Raw genomic sequence first — 14,892 nt, 5'->3', positions numbered from 1 at the left:
GGCCAGATTGGATCGCGATTACTGTGTTGTCAAAATCAAACACCGAAAGGGACGCCGTGATTCCGAAAAGCCTGTTGCTCGCCGCCGTCGCATCGCTGTCATGGGGCACGGCCTACGCCGCAGAAGCAGCTAAGGGCACGCCCGATGCCCGGAAGCAGGATGGCAAGCAGGATGCCGGCCCGGCGGTCGTGCCGGGTGCGGGGCTGTTCTTCGCGCCGACCCGCTCGGACAGCGACGGCAGCGTCACCGTCGGCGGCAAGGCGATCGCCTATCATGCCGTCGCCGGAACGATCGTCGTCCACCCCAAGGACTGGGACGATACCGCCTGGCGGGAGCAGTCGGACAGCGATCGGGCCGACAAGAAGAATGCCAAGCCCGAAGCCTCGCTCTTCTACGCCGCCTATTTCAAGAAAGGCGTGCCGTCTGCCGACCGGCCGATCACCTTCCTCTACAATGGCGGCCCCGGTTCCTCGACCGTGTGGCTCCATATGGGCGCATTCGGCCCCAAGCGGGTGGTGACGGCAGACGACAGCCACACGCCGGCGGCGCCCTATCAGCTGGTCAATAACGACTATAGCCTGCTCGATGTCTCCGACGTGGTGTTCATCGACGCGCCGGGCACAGGCTTCAGCCGTATCGCCGGCAAGGACAAGGAAAAGGCCTTCTACGGCATCGACGTGGACGCCTATGCCTTCGATCAGTTCATCAAGAGCTTCCTGACCCAATATGGCCGCTGGAACTCACCCAAATATCTGTTCGGCGAAAGCTATGGCACGCCGCGCTCGGCGGTGCTGATCAACAGCCTGACCACCGACGACAATATCGATTTCAACGGCGTGGTGCTGCTGTCCCAGATCCTCGACTTCAACCTGTTCGCCGGCCTGCAGGGCGGCAATCCGGGCAATGTCGAGGGCTATGTCACCCAGCTGCCGACCTATGCGGCGACGGCCTGGTATCATAACCGCATCCCCGGCGGTCGCCCGGCCGCGCTGGCGCCCTTCCTCAAGGAGGTCGAGCATTTCGCCTCGACCGACTATGCGTCTGCGCTGGCCCAGGGCGACGAGATCGATCCGGCCACCAAGCAGCAGGTCGCCGAGAAGCTGGCGCATTATACCGGCCTCCCGGTCGACTATATCCTGAAGGGAGACCTCCGCATCGACGGGCCGACCTTCTCCAAGAAATTGCAGGAAGAATCCGGGCTGACCACCGGCCGACTGGATACCCGCTTCTCGGGGCCGGACATGGACCCGCTGTCCAAGGATGCCGATTATGATCCGCAGTCGGCGGCGCTGAGCTCGGCCTATATCTCGGCGTTCAACGAATATGCCCGCAAGGATCTCGGCTATGGCAAGGACGAGCAGTTCAAGCCGATGGCCGATGTCTTCCGATATTGGGACTGGAGCCACGCGGCACCCGGCGCGCCGGCGCTCAAGATGGTCGGCACCAGCGTGCTGCCCGATCTCGCAGCGGCGATGAAATTCGATCCGCAGCTCAAGGTGATGGTGAATGGCGGCTATTATGACGCCGCCACGCCATATTATCAGGGCTGGTACGAGATGCATCACCTGCCGATCCCGGCGAGCCTCCAGAACAACATCGAATATCATTATTACGAGTCCGGCCACATGATCTACGCGCACCAGCAGTCGCTCCAGCAGATGCATGACAATGTCGCGAGCTTCATCCGGCGGACGGACAATATCGCCAACTGATCCGGCTGGAGGTGCGGGCCATCGAAGGGTAGGGGGCTGGGGATGACGAGCCCCACCCCCGAATCCTACGACGCGATCATCCTCGGGGCCGGCGGAGCGGGGCTGATGGCCGCCGCCACCGCCGGCCAGCGCGGCCGGCGGGTGCTGGTGATCGATCATGCCGACGAGCCGGGGAAGAAGATCCTGATCTCCGGCGGCGGCCGCTGCAATTTCACCAATGTCGGGGCGGGGCCGGCCCATTATCTCTCGGCCAACCCGCATTTCGCCAAGTCGGCGCTCGGCCGCTATCGGCCGGCCGACTTCATCGAGATGGTCGATCGCCACAGCATCGCCTGGCACGAGAAGACGCTCGGCCAGTTGTTCTGCGACGGATCGGCGCGCCAGATCGTGGCGATGCTGCTCTACGAGTGCCGGCAGGGCGACGTCACGATCCGTTGCAGCCATGACGTGCGCGACGTCACCCATGCCGATGGCCGCTTCACCGTCGTCCATGGCGATCGCGTCGCCAGCGCCCCCGCGCTGGTGATCGCCACCGGCGGCCCCTCCATCCCCAAGCTCGGCGCCACCCGCTTCTCCTACGAGATAGCGCGCCATTTCGGGCTCAAGCTGGTCGATCCGCGCCCCGCGCTGGTGCCCTTGACGCTGGGCGCCGACGAGGCGCTGTTCCGGGAACTCTCCGGCGTCGCCCACGATGTGGTGGCGAAGATCGGCAAGACCGCGTTCCGCGAGGCCGCTTTGTTCACCCATCGCGGGCTGTCAGGGCCGGCGATCCTCCAGATTTCGTCCTTCTGGCGGCATGGCGAGGATGTCGGTATCGATTTCCTGCCCGACCAGCCGGATGGCTGGTTCCGTGACGCCAAGCGCTCGCGACCTCGGGCCGGCGCGCGATCCGTGCTCGGCGCGCTGCTGCCCGATCGCCTGGCCGAAGCGCTCGCCGAGCGGCTGGCCCTGGCCGGCGAAATGGCCAATCTCTCCGACAAGGCACTGCAAGCGGCCGAGCGGCGGCTGGCAGACTGGCGCTTCCGCCCCAACGGCACCGAGGGCTTCGCCAAGGCCGAGGTGACCGTCGGCGGCATCGCCACCACCGAGCTGTCGTCGCAGACGATGGAAGCGCGCAAGCTGCCCGGCCTGTATGCGATCGGCGAGGCGGTGGATGTCACCGGCTGGCTCGGCGGCTATAATTTCCAATGGGCCTGGGCGAGCGGCTGGGCGGCCGGACGGGCACTCTAGCAGCGCGTCGCAGGCGGTTATTCCGTTATTCCGCAGGCGGCGACGTGCCGATCACCCCTTCGGCACCGGTCGCCGGTGCCCCGATCCACTGGACCTGCTGGGGCGTGGTGCCGAGTTCGATCCCCGCATCCGGCAGATCGGTCAGCAGTCGGAACCAGATTTCGCTGCGCGTCCCATAGACCAGGCGCGGGGACGCCACATAGGCGAAGCCGTTGAAGTTCACCCGGCCGTCCGCGATCGAATCGATGAACAGGCTCGGTTTGGGATCGTCCAGCACCGCCGGATGTTCTTCATGGATCGCCATCACGATGCCGCGTACCTGATTGATATCGCTGCCGAGCGGAACCGAGAATTGCAGCTGGATGCGGCCGATCGCATCGGCCATCGTCTTGTTGAGGATGCTCTTGGTGATCAGCTCGGAATTGGGCACGATCAGGGTCGATCGGTCGGCGATCTGGATCTCCGTGGCGCGCACGCTGATCTTCTTCACGTCGCCCTCCTGATCGCCGATCACCACCCAATCGCCGATCTTGACGGGCCGTTCGGCGAGCAGGATCAGGCCCGACACGAAATTCTGCGTGATCGCCTGGAGGCCGAAGCCGATGCCGACCGAGAGCGCCGAGAGCAGCAGCGCGATCCGCTCGATGCCGATGCCGAGCGAGGCCATCGCCCACAGCACGGCGAGGATCAGGCCGGTGTAACGCGCCACCATCGCGATCGAATTGCGGGCGCCGGCATCCAGTTCGGTGGCAGGCAGATAGCGCCCGGTCAGCCACTTCTGGAAGCCGCGCACCACCGACATGCCGACGAGCAGCACGGCAACGGCGCGCAGGATCGCGCCGGGAGAGACCGTTACCTGGCCGATCGTCACCCCCTTCGCGATCGTGCCGAGCTGACCGAACAGCGAAGGAATGTTCGAACCGAAGGGGAACAGAACAAGACCGGCAGCGATCAGGATCAGCATCAGGCGGATGAGGGCGGAGAGCGCCACGCCGAACTGATCGATCAGGCTGCGGCGGACGCCGAAGCCATGATAGAAAGCGTCGGCCAGCCTGCCATCGCGGCGGAACAGGGTGGAGAAGATATCGTCGACACTGACCAGCCCGAGATAGAGCGTGCTGGCGACGACCGCCACCCACACGATGATACGCGAGAGGAAATGGCCGAACGCGACATAGCCCGTGGCGAGCGACACCAGGGACACCGCCACGATCGCCCACGTCGCCAGTGACAGGAAGGCGATGACGGACTGATCGCCGCGCGTGTCATCCTCGGCGCTGGCGGCGCGGATGATCTGGGCGCGGATGCGCGCGCCGCCGATCAGGATGCCCAGCACCAATGCGAGATAGAGCGCCGTCGACAGCCCGTCCGCCATCGCCTGCGCGGACCAGCTCGTGCTCACGCCGTCGCGGATCGCGAGCAATCCGAAGCTGACCATGGTGACGCCGGACGCGACGAAGGTCCAAGGCCGCAGCCGGTTGGCGGTCTCGTCGGAAATCGCGATCAGCCGCCACGAGGGCTGATGGCGCTGGAGCAGAGCGCCACCCAGCGCGGAAATCAGCGCGGCGATCAGGCAGGCGATCTGGAAGCCGCCGGCCAGCTTCTCCCACTCCTTCGCGATCATCTCGCCGGCCTGGAGGCCATTGACGAAGACGGTCGCCGCCAGCCACGGCACCAGCGTGCCCACGACCGTCAGCCACAGGGCCAGGCCCGAACGCCGGATGCGGCTGCCCGGCGCCCGTTCGATCACATAACGCCGTCCGACCGCGCGGAGGCTGATGCGAACCGGGCCGATCAGCACCAGCGCAATGATCAGCCCCGCCAGAGCCGGCAGCAGGCCGCCTCTGCGGGCGCCGCCTGCGATCGCATCGATCTCGGTCTTCAGGAAGCCGGACAGGAGGCTGCTGTCGCGCGGAAAGGAGGCGAGAAAGGGCCCCCAGAAACCGCTCGTCAACGGGGACGGCACCCGCACCGACATCCGCTCGGAAAAGGCATTGGCCTGGGCCTGGCTGATCTCGGTCGCGAGCTGGTCGGCCTCGGTGCCGAGCAACTTACCGCGCTTGATCGCGGAGTCGACGGTCGATCGCTGCTGGGCCAGCAACTTGCGCTGCGCCCTGATGTCCGGAGCCTCGACCAGACCCGGCGTCACCGGCCCGATCTGGGCGACCCGCGCGTCGATCAATTGCAACTGGGTCGACAGCGCCGCGACCTGATCGGCGCTGCTTTGCTTCACTGCGGCCGCGCGATTTTGCAGGGCATGGGCCTGCGCGGCATCGGTGCGGTCGTTATAGGCGGCGTCGATCGCGCGGAACTCGTCCGACGCCTTGTCGAGCGCCGTGGTGGCCGTTTCGATCGGATCGACATCCTGTGCGGCGACCTGCGTGGCCGTGGACGTGACCGCCAGCAGGCAGAGCAGCGGCAGAAAAAAGCGGAGCCTCATGACCGGCTTCCTAGCGCCTGCCGGTCGCGCCGCCCAGCCCATAAGGCGCTGCCCAGCCCATAAGGCATGGCCGCTAGAGCAGGCGGGCGCCCTCCAGCGCCAACAACCTCTCCTTGGCCTCGAGCCCGCCGGCAAAGCCGGTCAACGCGCCATTCGATCCGATCACCCGATGGCAGGGCGCGATGATCGAGATCGGGTTTCGCCCATTGGCGGCGCCGACCGCCCGAACCGCGCCCGGTCGCCCGATCTGGCGCGCAATCTCGCCATAGCTGCGGGTCTCTCCGAACGGGATGGTCAACAGCGCCGCCCACACCGATTTCTGGAATTCGGTGCCATGAAAATCGAGTGCTATGCTGAAACGGGTCAGGGTGCCGGCGAAATAGGCGGAGAGCTGGCGTTCCGTTTCGGCGAGGATCGGGTGATCGGTCTGCGCGACCATGGCACCGAGGCGGACGCGATCGGGGGCATCATTCTCCCACAGGATCGCGACAAGCCCGGTATCGTTCGCCACCAGAGTGAGAACGCCGACGGGCGAAGGCATGGTACGGAAGGCATTGGCCATTACATCGTCTCTGCAGCGTGTTCCTGACGGCTGGCGTAGCGATGCCGGATATCGCAGGGAGCGTCCACCGTCGCCGGCCCTGATGGCGCATCGATTTTACATAATGTATATTATCGGACTGGCGAGGCGAAAAACCGGAACGAAGACCTGGCCGTTCCCGGGTCGCTCCGCCTCCCGCTTTGGATAGCGAGGATAGGCGGTAGCGGCACTCAGTATCGGGCAACCGTCCGGCCCGCATCCCATGGCTCAGTTCGCGACGCGAAGCCTGTTCCGGCCGCTTGCCTTCGCCGCATAAAGGGCCTGGTCCGCCGCATCGTAGATCGCGTCGTCATCGGCGCCCGATCGGATCGCCGCTGCACCGAAGCTGGCTGTGACGCGGATGTTCGCGCCGGGGCCGGACGATACCGCCGCATGGGCTATGGCGGCGCGCACTCGCTCGCAGGTCTGCATCGCCGCCTCGATGGATGCGCCCCACAGCACCATGCCGAATTCCTCCCCGCCGATGCGGGCGACCATATCGCCGCTTCGGATCGCCGCTTGCGCCACATGTGCGACCGTCGCGAGCACCCGATCGCCGGACGCGTGGCCGTGGGTGTCGTTCACCGTCTTGAAATGGTCGATATCGAAAATCGCGATGCAGCCGGCCCCCTGCCCGGATGCGACCTCCTGCCGCAGGTAGCGAAGCCGGCTGAAAAACGCCCGGCGGTTCGGAAGGCCGGTCAACGCGTCGGTCGTCGCTTCCAGCGCGAGTTCCGCCTCGGCCGCCTTGCGCGCGGTCACGTCGCGAACCACCAGGATGACGCCGATCGGCGTCCCCTTCTCGTTGGTGTAGCTTCGCATCCGCGTTTCGCACCAGATCACGACATCGTCCCGCACCTTCGCACGATATTCGATGGTCGTGGTCCGATCCGGCTCGGCGATGGCCTTCTCCCGGGCGGCAAAGAACACCGCAAAATCCTCCGCCAGGACGAAATTTCGTGAGTTTCGGCCGACCACGTCCGCGGCCTTGTAGCCGGTCAATTCGAGGATGGCGGGCGATGCGAAGCGAACATCGCCGTCGAGACTGGTATGGATCAGCGTGTCACCGAGATTTTCGGCCAGCAGACGATAGGCGGCGCCCGTCTGCCGCACCGTCAGCACCAGTGCCTCCCGGCGTCGAAGCTCGGCAGCGACCGGCAGGACCATCAACACGGCGATCGCCAGATAGAATTGGAAGAACTGCGCCCGTGCGCCGATCGACCCGTGCATGAGGCTGATCGGGCCGTGCCCCAGAAGCGTGAGGCCCCCGCCGATCGTCGCCAGCACCACGACCGCCCCAGCAGCCCCGACGCGACCGAGGCGGAAGGTGGTCATGATCAGGGGAAGCATGGGAAGGAAGAGCAGCGGATATTCCCGTTGCTCGAAGACGCCGAACGAGGTCGCCGCCACCAGCAACAGCAGGGCGATCGCTTCTATCTTGTTGCGGACGCTGGAGGCCCGCAGCCATGCCAGGCCGTCGCCCTGCATGACGAGCAGCAGCAGCGGCGCGATGCTGATGGTGCCCAGGCTGTGCGCGGCGAACCACGCCCGCCAGTTCGGCCAGAAATCATGCCCGACGCGAAGGGCGATCGTCTCCGCTCCGACGATACCGCTGGCGGCCGGCCCGATGATGCCGGCCACGAGAATGAATTTTACCAGCGACGGGATGTTGTCGAACGACGACAGATCCGCATCGATCTTCCGCAACAGCAAGGCCGGCAGCGCAGCCTCCGCGACGATCGCGATGGCGAGGGGCACGGCGAAGATCGGCCCGAGCCCAAAGAGGGACGACGCCGCAAAGGACGCCGCCCCACTGGCCGCGATGGGATAGAACCACTCCTGCGGATGCCGGATGACGAGGAAGGCGAACAGCGGCGCCGTCGCGGGCCAGAGGAAGGCGGCGCCGCCCTCGAACCGCGTCAACAGGATGCTGGCGCTGGCGAGCAGGAAATATGAGATGGCAAGGATGGCGGTACTGGCCAAATACCGGGGAAGGCGCATCGTCCAGCAATCCAATTTGTCTTCGAGGCACGCTAATCTGAATTAGCTAACGCGCCGTTTACGCACCTCCGCAGGCGGTGCCGTCGTCCTCTCGGCCGCCCGCCTCGATGTGGGTGGGGACGTCAGGCGAAGCGGCCCCTTGAGGCTCGATATATCGATGGCGACATGGATTCCTGCATCGAATCCGTCAACCCAAACCGCGAACCAGCCACGTCACGCCACGCCACGCCGTCCCGACGGCGACCGGCCTCACCGCCAACCGAGTGCCGGGGCGACATGCTTCAGAATGGCCTCGATGATATGCGCGTTATAGGCCACGCCGAGCTGGTTCGGCACCGTCAGCAGGAGCGTATCGGCCTCGGCGATCGCCTCGTCGGCCCGCAGCTCATCGATCAGGCGATCCGGTTCCGCCGCATAAGAGCGCCCGAACACGGCGCGCATATTGTCGATGATACCGATCTGGTCGCTGCTCTCGCCGCGCCCGAAATAGGCACGGTCGGTGTCGTTCATCAGCGCGACGATCGAACGCGAAACCGACACCCGCGGCTGCCGCTCATGCCCCGCCTCTTTCCACGCTTCCCGATAACGGCGGATCTGCCGTGCCTGCTGGACATCGAACGGTTCACCGGACTCGTCGGCCTTCAGGGTCGAGCTTTGGAGGTTCATGCCCTTCCTGGCGGCCCAGGCCGCCGTCGCGTCGGAGGCCGCGCCCCACCAGATGCGGTCCTGCAACCCTTCGGCGTGCGGCTCGAGACGCAGCAGCCCCGGAGGATTGGCGAACATCGGCTGCGGGTTCGGCTGCGCGAATCCCCGCCCCTTCAGAAGTTCGAAGAACAGCTCTCCGTGCCGGCGCCCCATGTCGGCATCGCTTTCGCCGGTCGGCGGGGCATAGCCGAAATGCCGCCATCCTTCGATCACCTGTTCCGGCGATCCGCGGCTGATGCCGAGCTGGAGACGCCCACCCGAAATGAGATCGGCCGACCCCGCATCCTCGATCATGTAGAACGGATTCTCGTAGCGCATGTCGATGACGCCGGTGCCGATCTCGATACGCCGGGTCCGCGCGCCGATCGCCGCCAGCAGCGGAAAGGGCGAGGATAATTGGCGCGCGAAATGGTGGACGCGGAAATAGGCGCCATCCGCACCCAGTTCCTCGGCGGCCACGGCCAGATCGATGGATTGCAGCAGCACATCGGCGGCCGATCGCGTCCCAGAATTCTGGGCGGGAGACCAATGGCCGAAGGAAAGGAAACCGATTTTCTTCATTGGGTCATCCGTCGTTCGAGAGGGCGGTCTGGCCATGCCAATATCGGCGGCCTGCGTCCGTCCGCATGGTGGCATCGGTCCTAGATTCGATCCGCATTCCGATAAATTATGATAAGATCGAATATGCTGTTCTATAATCTCTCACGATAATCTCGCACGATCCGCTGGCGAAGCATGGTCCGCTGGCGAAGGTCGCGATCGGAGCATGGGGTCGGATATCCCGACGTGCCACCCCGAAAAGATCTGGCCGGGAAGATATGGCCGGCGCGATCTGGGCGGGGTTTAACGAGATGCGGATTTCCGCCTGTTGCGGCGTCTCTCCAGCATGACGCCCAGCGCATCCCTCGATGGCGATCTGATCTCCGGTCGTCCGGCCGCGCCGCCGATGCCGGCGGGCATCCACCGCGACGGGGATATTCCCATGATCGGCGTCCTCCGATTGCTGATCTGGGCGCAGCGCCATTGCCGCCCGGTACAGCCCGACCCAGCGACCAATTGCGCGCAGCAGCCGATGGAAAGCCCTGCCCGACGCTGAAACACGAAGCCGGCTAGTCTCGATCCATTCGGTCGCCGTGCCGATCACCGCCTGTTGTCGCAGAGCAGCTACTGGCCCGATCGTGCTGCGGGGCCGGCCCCTGCCCGGCTCCGGTCAATGCCCACTGATAGGCCGACACCGTCTCACCGCGCGGCTGATAGCGGATGGCCAGCGATCGATCGCCGCGCCGTACCGCGATCGCCAGATAGGCCTGCTGGTTGCCCTGGAGCGCATCCTGCGGGAAACTGTCGAGGATCTCGTCGCCATCGCGCAGACCCGCCAGCGCCGCCTGCGAGCCCGGGACGAGGCCCTGGACGATCCTGGGTCGCGCCAGCAGCGATGCAGGATCGAACCCCAGGTCGAAGCGGCGCAGCGGCCGGCTGACCCGGCGGAATTGGGGTCCATAGGCATTGGACGGCGGGATCACCGTCCGCCCCGCAAGCATCGCATCGAACTCGACAACGCCCGGCGCACCCAGTTCGGCGTTGAGCAGTTTGCGCCACAAGGCTTCGTTCATCGGCTTTCCTGCCCGGCGCGCGGCCAGCATCGTCCGGACGATATCATCGAGCGAACGGGCGCCCCTCGATCGTGCCCGGATTTCCGCGTCCACGGTGTCGAAATAGAGCGATCCGCGATCATAAGGCAGCACGCGGACGCGGGTGTCGCGCCAGAAGCCGGCCGGGATGTCGGCGTTCGGCGTGCCGATCTTGATGTTGGTATAATAACGCCCGGCAGTCTCGTTGACATCGGCCAGAAAATCGCGCGCCGAGATCATGCCGGCGCGGAACGGCAGCGCGCGCTGGTAATGCACCGCCAGCCCTTCGCCGAACCATGATCGGTCGAGCCCGCCCGCCTTATCCATCGAGGCATCGAGCGAATTGACCCAGCTGTGCAGCATCTCATGTGCCAGCAATGTACGCAGGTCGGCGGGAACCGAGCTATCGTTGAACGTATAGGCGAAGCTGTCGGCAAGGCCGATGCCGCTGCCCGGATTGCGGCTGTTGGTCCGTCCGAACACCCCGAAGCTGTCGGGGGCATAGCGGAAGAAGCGACCATAGAAGCGGTGGAGGTCGCCTGCCCAGCACATCAGCGGTGCCATGTCGAACGGCGGCTGGCCCTGCCAGCCCGCGAAGAAACCATCGTCGTTCGACCGGTAGGTGCCGGGATGACCGCCCATATAATAGACCGAGTTCAAGCGGTCGGTGGACAGAGCCGCCGCGCTGGTCGCATCGCCGACGCCGAAACTCGAGACGCCGACGCCGCCTGCCCCATAGGCGGCGAAATCCCAGCGAACCTGGGCGACACGAGAACGCTGATCGTCGGGGAGCAGCAGGAAGGCGTTGGCAGCCGCCGAAAAGGTGTCGCCTTCGGTGCGCATCTCATATTGCGGCAGCGCGAGCGGCGGTGCAGCGCTATCGATCGGCACGCGATAGCGAACCGTGACCGTTCCGTTCACCGCACGGTTTGCAAGCCAGACGCGCCGGCTGTCCGAACCGTCCTCGGCCTCGTCGCGCACCGCCACCCCGATCGGCCCGGCCTCATCGGCAAAGCCCAGCCGCGTCAGGTCTTTCGCGCTGGTGGTCACGGTATTGGCGACCAGCGCCAGCGAAAACAGCGGGTCTCCCGGCGCGGCGTGGACATCCTGCGCGGTCACGACGACATCGACATAAGGGATATGATGCGCGGCGTCGGGCGTGGCGGGGGCGAGCCCGATCGCCAGCCGGGGGGCGGCCGGTGCCGCGCCGATCAGGATCAGGGCGACAGGGGCAAGTCCCCGGCCGCGCGACAAATATCGAGCCATGACATCTCTCCGTCGGTGCGCCGTCAGCCTAGCCGTCGCGCCGGGCGAAATCCCCGCAAAGTGGGCGTGCAGATCGCTTCTTCCCGCATGATCTATGCGGGAATAACGCGAAATCACGCATAACGAACCGGGAGGCTGGTCGTGCTCTTGAGATTTTCGAGCACGATGCTCGAGCGTGCGGTGGCGACTTCCGGGGCGGTGAGGAGTTCGCGCGTCAGCAATCGGTTGAAACTGGCGAGATCGCGCGTCGCGACCTTGAGGATGATGTCCGCCGCGCCGGTCAGCGCCTGGCATTCGAGCACTTCGTCGAGCGCGGCGATCCGGGCGTTGAACTTTTCCAGCCATTCGGAATCGTGCGAGCGCAACGTGATCAGCACATAGGCGCTGACCCCGATGCCGAGCTTGTCGGCATCGAGCACCGCCGCCACGCGGGACACGTAGCCCGCGGCGCGCAACCGCTGCATCCGCCGCGAGCATTGCGACGCCGAAAGATGCACGCGCGTGCCCATTTCGACAGGGCCGATATCGCCCTGCGCCTGCCAGACCTCGAGAATCCGGCCATCATATCGATCGAGCGTGTGTGGCATCGCTGCATCATGCACGGCTCATGCACGATAGTCCAGAAATCTGCTTATTCCGTGTGAAAATAGCGCAAAATATCTCCAATTCGCACGATATTTGGCGCCCGATGCGCATAGGATCATGCCCGTACAGATCATCGGATGGGGACCAAGATGCGCTTCGACCTGCTTCGCGACCAGCCTGCGGACCCCCTGCTGAAGATCATCGCGGCCTATGCCGCCGATTTACGGTCCGACAAGATCGACCTGGGCGTCGGCGTGTTCCGCGACGACCGGGGCGAAACGCGGGTGCTGGAGGCGGTGAAGCGCGCCGAACAGCGGCTGCTCGACCGCCAGACCAGCAAGGCCTATTTGGGGCCTGACGGCGACAAGGCGTTCGTCGCCGAGCTGGGCGCGCGCGTATTCGGCGCGGATTTCATGCGTCCCTGGCAGGGGCTCCAGACCCCGGGCGGCACCGGCGCGCTCCGCCTCGCCGCCGAAATTCTCGTCCAGGCGGGTGTCGAACGGATCTGGCTGGCGGCGCCGAGCTGGGCCAATCATGCCCCGATCTTCGCGCAGGCCGGGCTGAGGGCGATGGCGGTCGATGCCTTTGATGTGGCAGCGCAGCGGTTCGATGCCGAGGCCTGGATGGATGCGCTGCGCGCGGCGGCGCCTGGCGATGCGGTGCTGCTGCACGGTTGTTGCCACAATCCGATGGGGATCGATCCCGATCCCGCCCAGTGGCGCGCGATCGCCGATGTCGTCGCGGAGCGCGACCTGCTGCCGCTGGTCGATCTCGCCTATCAGGGGCTGGGGGACGGGTGGGACGAAGATGCCGCCGGCGCACGGCTGGTGCTTGGCCGATCCCGCTATGGCCTGCTTGCTTATTCGTGCGACAAGAATTTCGGCCTGTATCGCGAGCGCGTCGGGGCGCTGTGGGCGACGGCCCCCAATGCCGCAGCCGGCGCTGTCGTCCAATCGAACCTGCTCGCCCTAGCGCGGGCCAACTGGTCGATGCCGCCCGATCATGGCGCGGCGACGGTGCGCATCATCCTCGAGGATCCCGAACTCGCCGCGCTATGGCAGGACGAACGCGAGGCGATGCGCAGGCGGCTGCACGCGCTGCGCGGCGAGCTTGGCGCGCAAGGCCGGATCGGCGATCTCGATCTGGCGCCGATCGCGACGGGCAAGGGATTGTTCGCGACACTGCCGCTCGCTCCCGGCCCGATCGAATATCTGCGGCGCGAGCACGGCATCTACATGGCCGGCTCCGGCCGCATCAACATCGCGGGCTTCGGGATCGGCGGCATCGAACGATTTTGTGACGCGCTGCACGCCGTCGTCGACGCGGACGTCGCCGCATGACCGCTGCGCAAGGCTCGAGCCCATGGCGCGACGCGGCATCGCCACGCCGCGACCGGCTGTCCTTGTGGAACAGCCCTTATCTGCTGCTCACGCTGGCCGCCTCGCTATGGGCAAGCAACTTCGTGCTCGGCCGCGCGCTGCCGCACGATCTGCCGCCGGTGAGCCTGTCCTTCTGGCGCTGGACGTTTGCCATCCCGCTCGCCCTGCCCTTCGCGCTGCCGCACCTGCGTCGCGACTGGCCCGAGATCCGCCGCGGCTGGCCGATGCTGCTGGCGCTTGCCGCACTCGGCCTCGCCGGCAGCAACACGCTGGCCTATCTCGCATTGCGGCAGACGAGTGCGACCTCGGCGCTGCTGGTGCAGTCCGCCATCCCGGTCACGATCGTCGCCAGCGGCTTCCTGTTGTTCGGGGACCGGGTGAGCGGCCGCCAATTGATGGCGATCGGCTTTGCCTTGTCCGGCGTGCTCGCCGTGATCCTGGGCCGGCCCGGTGCCGCCGGCTCGTTCGATCAGGGCACGCTGCTGGCGGGTGCCGCGATGCTGTCGCAATCGCTCTACGCAACCCTGCTTCGGCGGCGTCCGCGGCTGCACCCGGCAAGCTTCCTGCTGCTGACCTTCGCCGGCGCGGCCGCGCTGATGCTGCCCTTCCAGTTGCTCGCAGGGGCGCCGCTGCCACTGCACGACCGTAGCGGCATGGCCGCGCTCGCCTATCTGGCGATCGGCCCCTCGGTCCTCGCCTTCTTCCTGTTCAATCGCGGCGTCGCGCTGATCGGATCCGGCCGGGCCGGGCTGTTCTTCTACCTGATGCCGGTATTCGGCACGATCTTCGCCACATTCGCGCTGCACGAGGCCATCGGCCCGTTCGAGCTCGGCGGCTTCGCGCTGGTCGGCATCGGCTTCCTCCTGTCAGGGCGACGGCAGCGGTAGCCGGTGCGTGCATTTCATCTCGGAAAGGGTTGCGGTCGAACGGATGTCCTCGACGCCGGGAAGCCGCAACAGCGTGCGGAAGGTGAAATTCTGATACCAGGCCATGCTCGGTGCGAGCACCTTGAGCATCACGTCCATCTCGCCGAACAGCGTATAGGCTTCGGTGATCTCCGGGATGCCCTCGATCGCACGGATGAAGCGTTCGCGGGCCTCGTCATTGAGCCGCCCCATCTTGAGCTGGGCGAAGATGTACATGCTCTCGCCGAACTTCTCGCGGTCGAGCACCGCGACCTGCGACTTGATGTACCCCTCCTCCTTGAGCCGCTGGATGCGGCGCCAGCAGGGCGATTGCGACAGGCCGACGCGCTCGGCGATCTCGCTGGACGATTCCGACGCATCGATCTGCAGCCGGTCGAGGATTTTGATGTCGAGGCGATCGAGATCATCAGCCATGTTTATGCGCAATCCGTTCGCTA

At 65.9% G+C, this 14,892-nt stretch carries 12 protein-coding genes; 5 read left to right on the top strand and 7 right to left on the bottom strand.

All coding sequences use genetic code 11. The features are described 5' to 3' along the window. Window positions 1–56: 56 nt before the first annotated feature. Both PBT88_RS11205 and PBT88_RS11200 read left to right on the top strand, forming a co-directional pair. Entirely contained in the window at window positions 57–1,712 is a 1,656-nt protein-coding gene (locus PBT88_RS11205) for a S10 family peptidase (RefSeq protein WP_270075432.1), read from the top strand. A gap of 42 nt (window positions 1,713–1,754) precedes the next feature. Next, a complete protein-coding gene (locus PBT88_RS11200; protein ID WP_270075431.1) occupies window positions 1,755–2,942 on the top strand; it encodes a BaiN/RdsA family NAD(P)/FAD-dependent oxidoreductase in 1,188 nt (395 codons plus the stop codon). 25 nt (window positions 2,943–2,967) lie between these two features. Here the strand turns inward: PBT88_RS11200 and PBT88_RS11195 are convergent, their stop codons facing one another. The 4 genes from PBT88_RS11195 to PBT88_RS11180 all read right to left on the bottom strand — a co-directional run bounded on the left by PBT88_RS11195 (window position 2,968) and on the right by PBT88_RS11180 (window position 9,154). Beyond that, complete coding sequence (locus tag PBT88_RS11195) at window positions 2,968–5,382, bottom strand: DUF3772 domain-containing protein (protein WP_270075430.1); 2,415 nt, start codon at window positions 5,380–5,382, stop codon at window positions 2,968–2,970. 73 nt (window positions 5,383–5,455) lie between these two features. After that, window positions 5,456–5,944: a methylated-DNA--[protein]-cysteine S-methyltransferase gene (locus PBT88_RS11190; protein WP_270075429.1), complete on the bottom strand. Its 489-nt coding sequence runs from the start codon at window positions 5,942–5,944 to the stop codon at window positions 5,456–5,458. A 246-nt stretch (window positions 5,945–6,190) separates the two neighbouring features. Continuing rightward, window positions 6,191–7,945: a GGDEF domain-containing protein gene (locus tag PBT88_RS11185; RefSeq protein WP_270075428.1), complete on the bottom strand. Its 1,755-nt coding sequence runs from the start codon at window positions 7,943–7,945 to the stop codon at window positions 6,191–6,193. A 267-nt stretch (window positions 7,946–8,212) separates the two neighbouring features. Beyond that, window positions 8,213–9,154: an LLM class flavin-dependent oxidoreductase gene (locus PBT88_RS11180; protein ID WP_270075427.1), complete on the bottom strand. Its 942-nt coding sequence runs from the start codon at window positions 9,152–9,154 to the stop codon at window positions 8,213–8,215. A gap of 400 nt (window positions 9,155–9,554) precedes the next feature. Here PBT88_RS11180 and PBT88_RS11175 point away from each other — a divergent pair, with 400 nt between their 5' ends. Beyond that, window positions 9,555–9,764 carry a hypothetical protein gene (locus tag PBT88_RS11175; RefSeq protein ID WP_270075426.1) on the top strand — a complete coding sequence of 70 codons (210 nt, stop codon included), beginning with the start codon at window positions 9,555–9,557 and terminating at the stop codon, window positions 9,762–9,764. A 13-nt stretch (window positions 9,765–9,777) separates the two neighbouring features. On the opposite strand, the gene PBT88_RS11170 is transcribed toward PBT88_RS11175, so the two are convergent. Beyond that, window positions 9,778–11,565, bottom strand: coding sequence for a peptidase M61 (locus PBT88_RS11170; protein WP_270075425.1), 1,788 nt, complete (start codon window positions 11,563–11,565; stop codon window positions 9,778–9,780). Window positions 11,566–11,678: 113 nt separating this feature from the next. Then, on the bottom strand, window positions 11,679–12,152 hold the full coding sequence (locus PBT88_RS11165) for an Lrp/AsnC family transcriptional regulator (RefSeq protein ID WP_270075424.1): 474 nt from the start codon (window positions 12,150–12,152) through the stop codon (window positions 11,679–11,681). A 135-nt stretch (window positions 12,153–12,287) separates the two neighbouring features. Between PBT88_RS11165 and PBT88_RS11160 the strand changes: the two genes are divergently transcribed. Together PBT88_RS11160 and PBT88_RS11155 are read left to right on the top strand one after the other, a co-directional pair. Then, a complete protein-coding gene (locus PBT88_RS11160; protein WP_270075423.1) occupies window positions 12,288–13,490 on the top strand; it encodes an amino acid aminotransferase in 1,203 nt (400 codons plus the stop codon). Then, a complete protein-coding gene (locus tag PBT88_RS11155) occupies window positions 13,487–14,416 on the top strand; it encodes a DMT family transporter (RefSeq protein ID WP_270075422.1) in 930 nt (309 codons plus the stop codon). The genes PBT88_RS11160 and PBT88_RS11155 overlap by 4 nt, the downstream gene beginning before the upstream one ends. Here PBT88_RS11155 and PBT88_RS11150 read toward each other — a convergent pair. Next, window positions 14,396–14,869 (bottom strand): Lrp/AsnC family transcriptional regulator, encoded by a 474-nt coding sequence (locus PBT88_RS11150; protein ID WP_270075421.1) that lies wholly within the window; start codon window positions 14,867–14,869, stop codon window positions 14,396–14,398. The two genes, PBT88_RS11155 and PBT88_RS11150, sit on opposite strands and share 21 nt — an antisense overlap. Window positions 14,870–14,892: the final 23 nt, after the last annotated feature.

This window comes from Sphingomonas abietis (assembly GCF_027625475.1).
Taxonomy (GTDB): domain Bacteria; phylum Pseudomonadota; class Alphaproteobacteria; order Sphingomonadales; family Sphingomonadaceae; genus Solisphingomonas; species Solisphingomonas abietis.
Note: the sequence above shows the minus strand (reverse complement) of the source record. Positions and strands in the feature narration are given on the sequence as shown.

Excerpts from the sequence above, each read along its gene's own strand:
- PBT88_RS11200 (WP_270075431.1), top strand. The coding sequence starts at position 1,755 with ATGACGAGCCCCACCCCCGAATCCTACGACGCGATCATCCTCGGGGCC.
- PBT88_RS11195 (WP_270075430.1), bottom strand. The coding sequence starts at position 5,382 with ATGAGGCTCCGCTTTTTTCTGCCGCTGCTCTGCCTGCTGGCGGTCACG.
- PBT88_RS11190 (WP_270075429.1), bottom strand. The coding sequence starts at position 5,944 with ATGGCCAATGCCTTCCGTACCATGCCTTCGCCCGTCGGCGTTCTCACT.
- PBT88_RS11175 (WP_270075426.1), top strand. The coding sequence starts at position 9,555 with ATGACGCCCAGCGCATCCCTCGATGGCGATCTGATCTCCGGTCGTCCG.
- PBT88_RS11170 (WP_270075425.1), bottom strand. The coding sequence starts at position 11,565 with ATGGCTCGATATTTGTCGCGCGGCCGGGGACTTGCCCCTGTCGCCCTG.
- PBT88_RS11165 (WP_270075424.1), bottom strand. The coding sequence starts at position 12,152 with ATGCCACACACGCTCGATCGATATGATGGCCGGATTCTCGAGGTCTGG.
- PBT88_RS11160 (WP_270075423.1), top strand. The coding sequence starts at position 12,288 with ATGGGGACCAAGATGCGCTTCGACCTGCTTCGCGACCAGCCTGCGGAC.
- PBT88_RS11155 (WP_270075422.1), top strand. The coding sequence starts at position 13,487 with ATGACCGCTGCGCAAGGCTCGAGCCCATGGCGCGACGCGGCATCGCCA.
- PBT88_RS11150 (WP_270075421.1), bottom strand. The coding sequence starts at position 14,869 with ATGGCTGATGATCTCGATCGCCTCGACATCAAAATCCTCGACCGGCTG.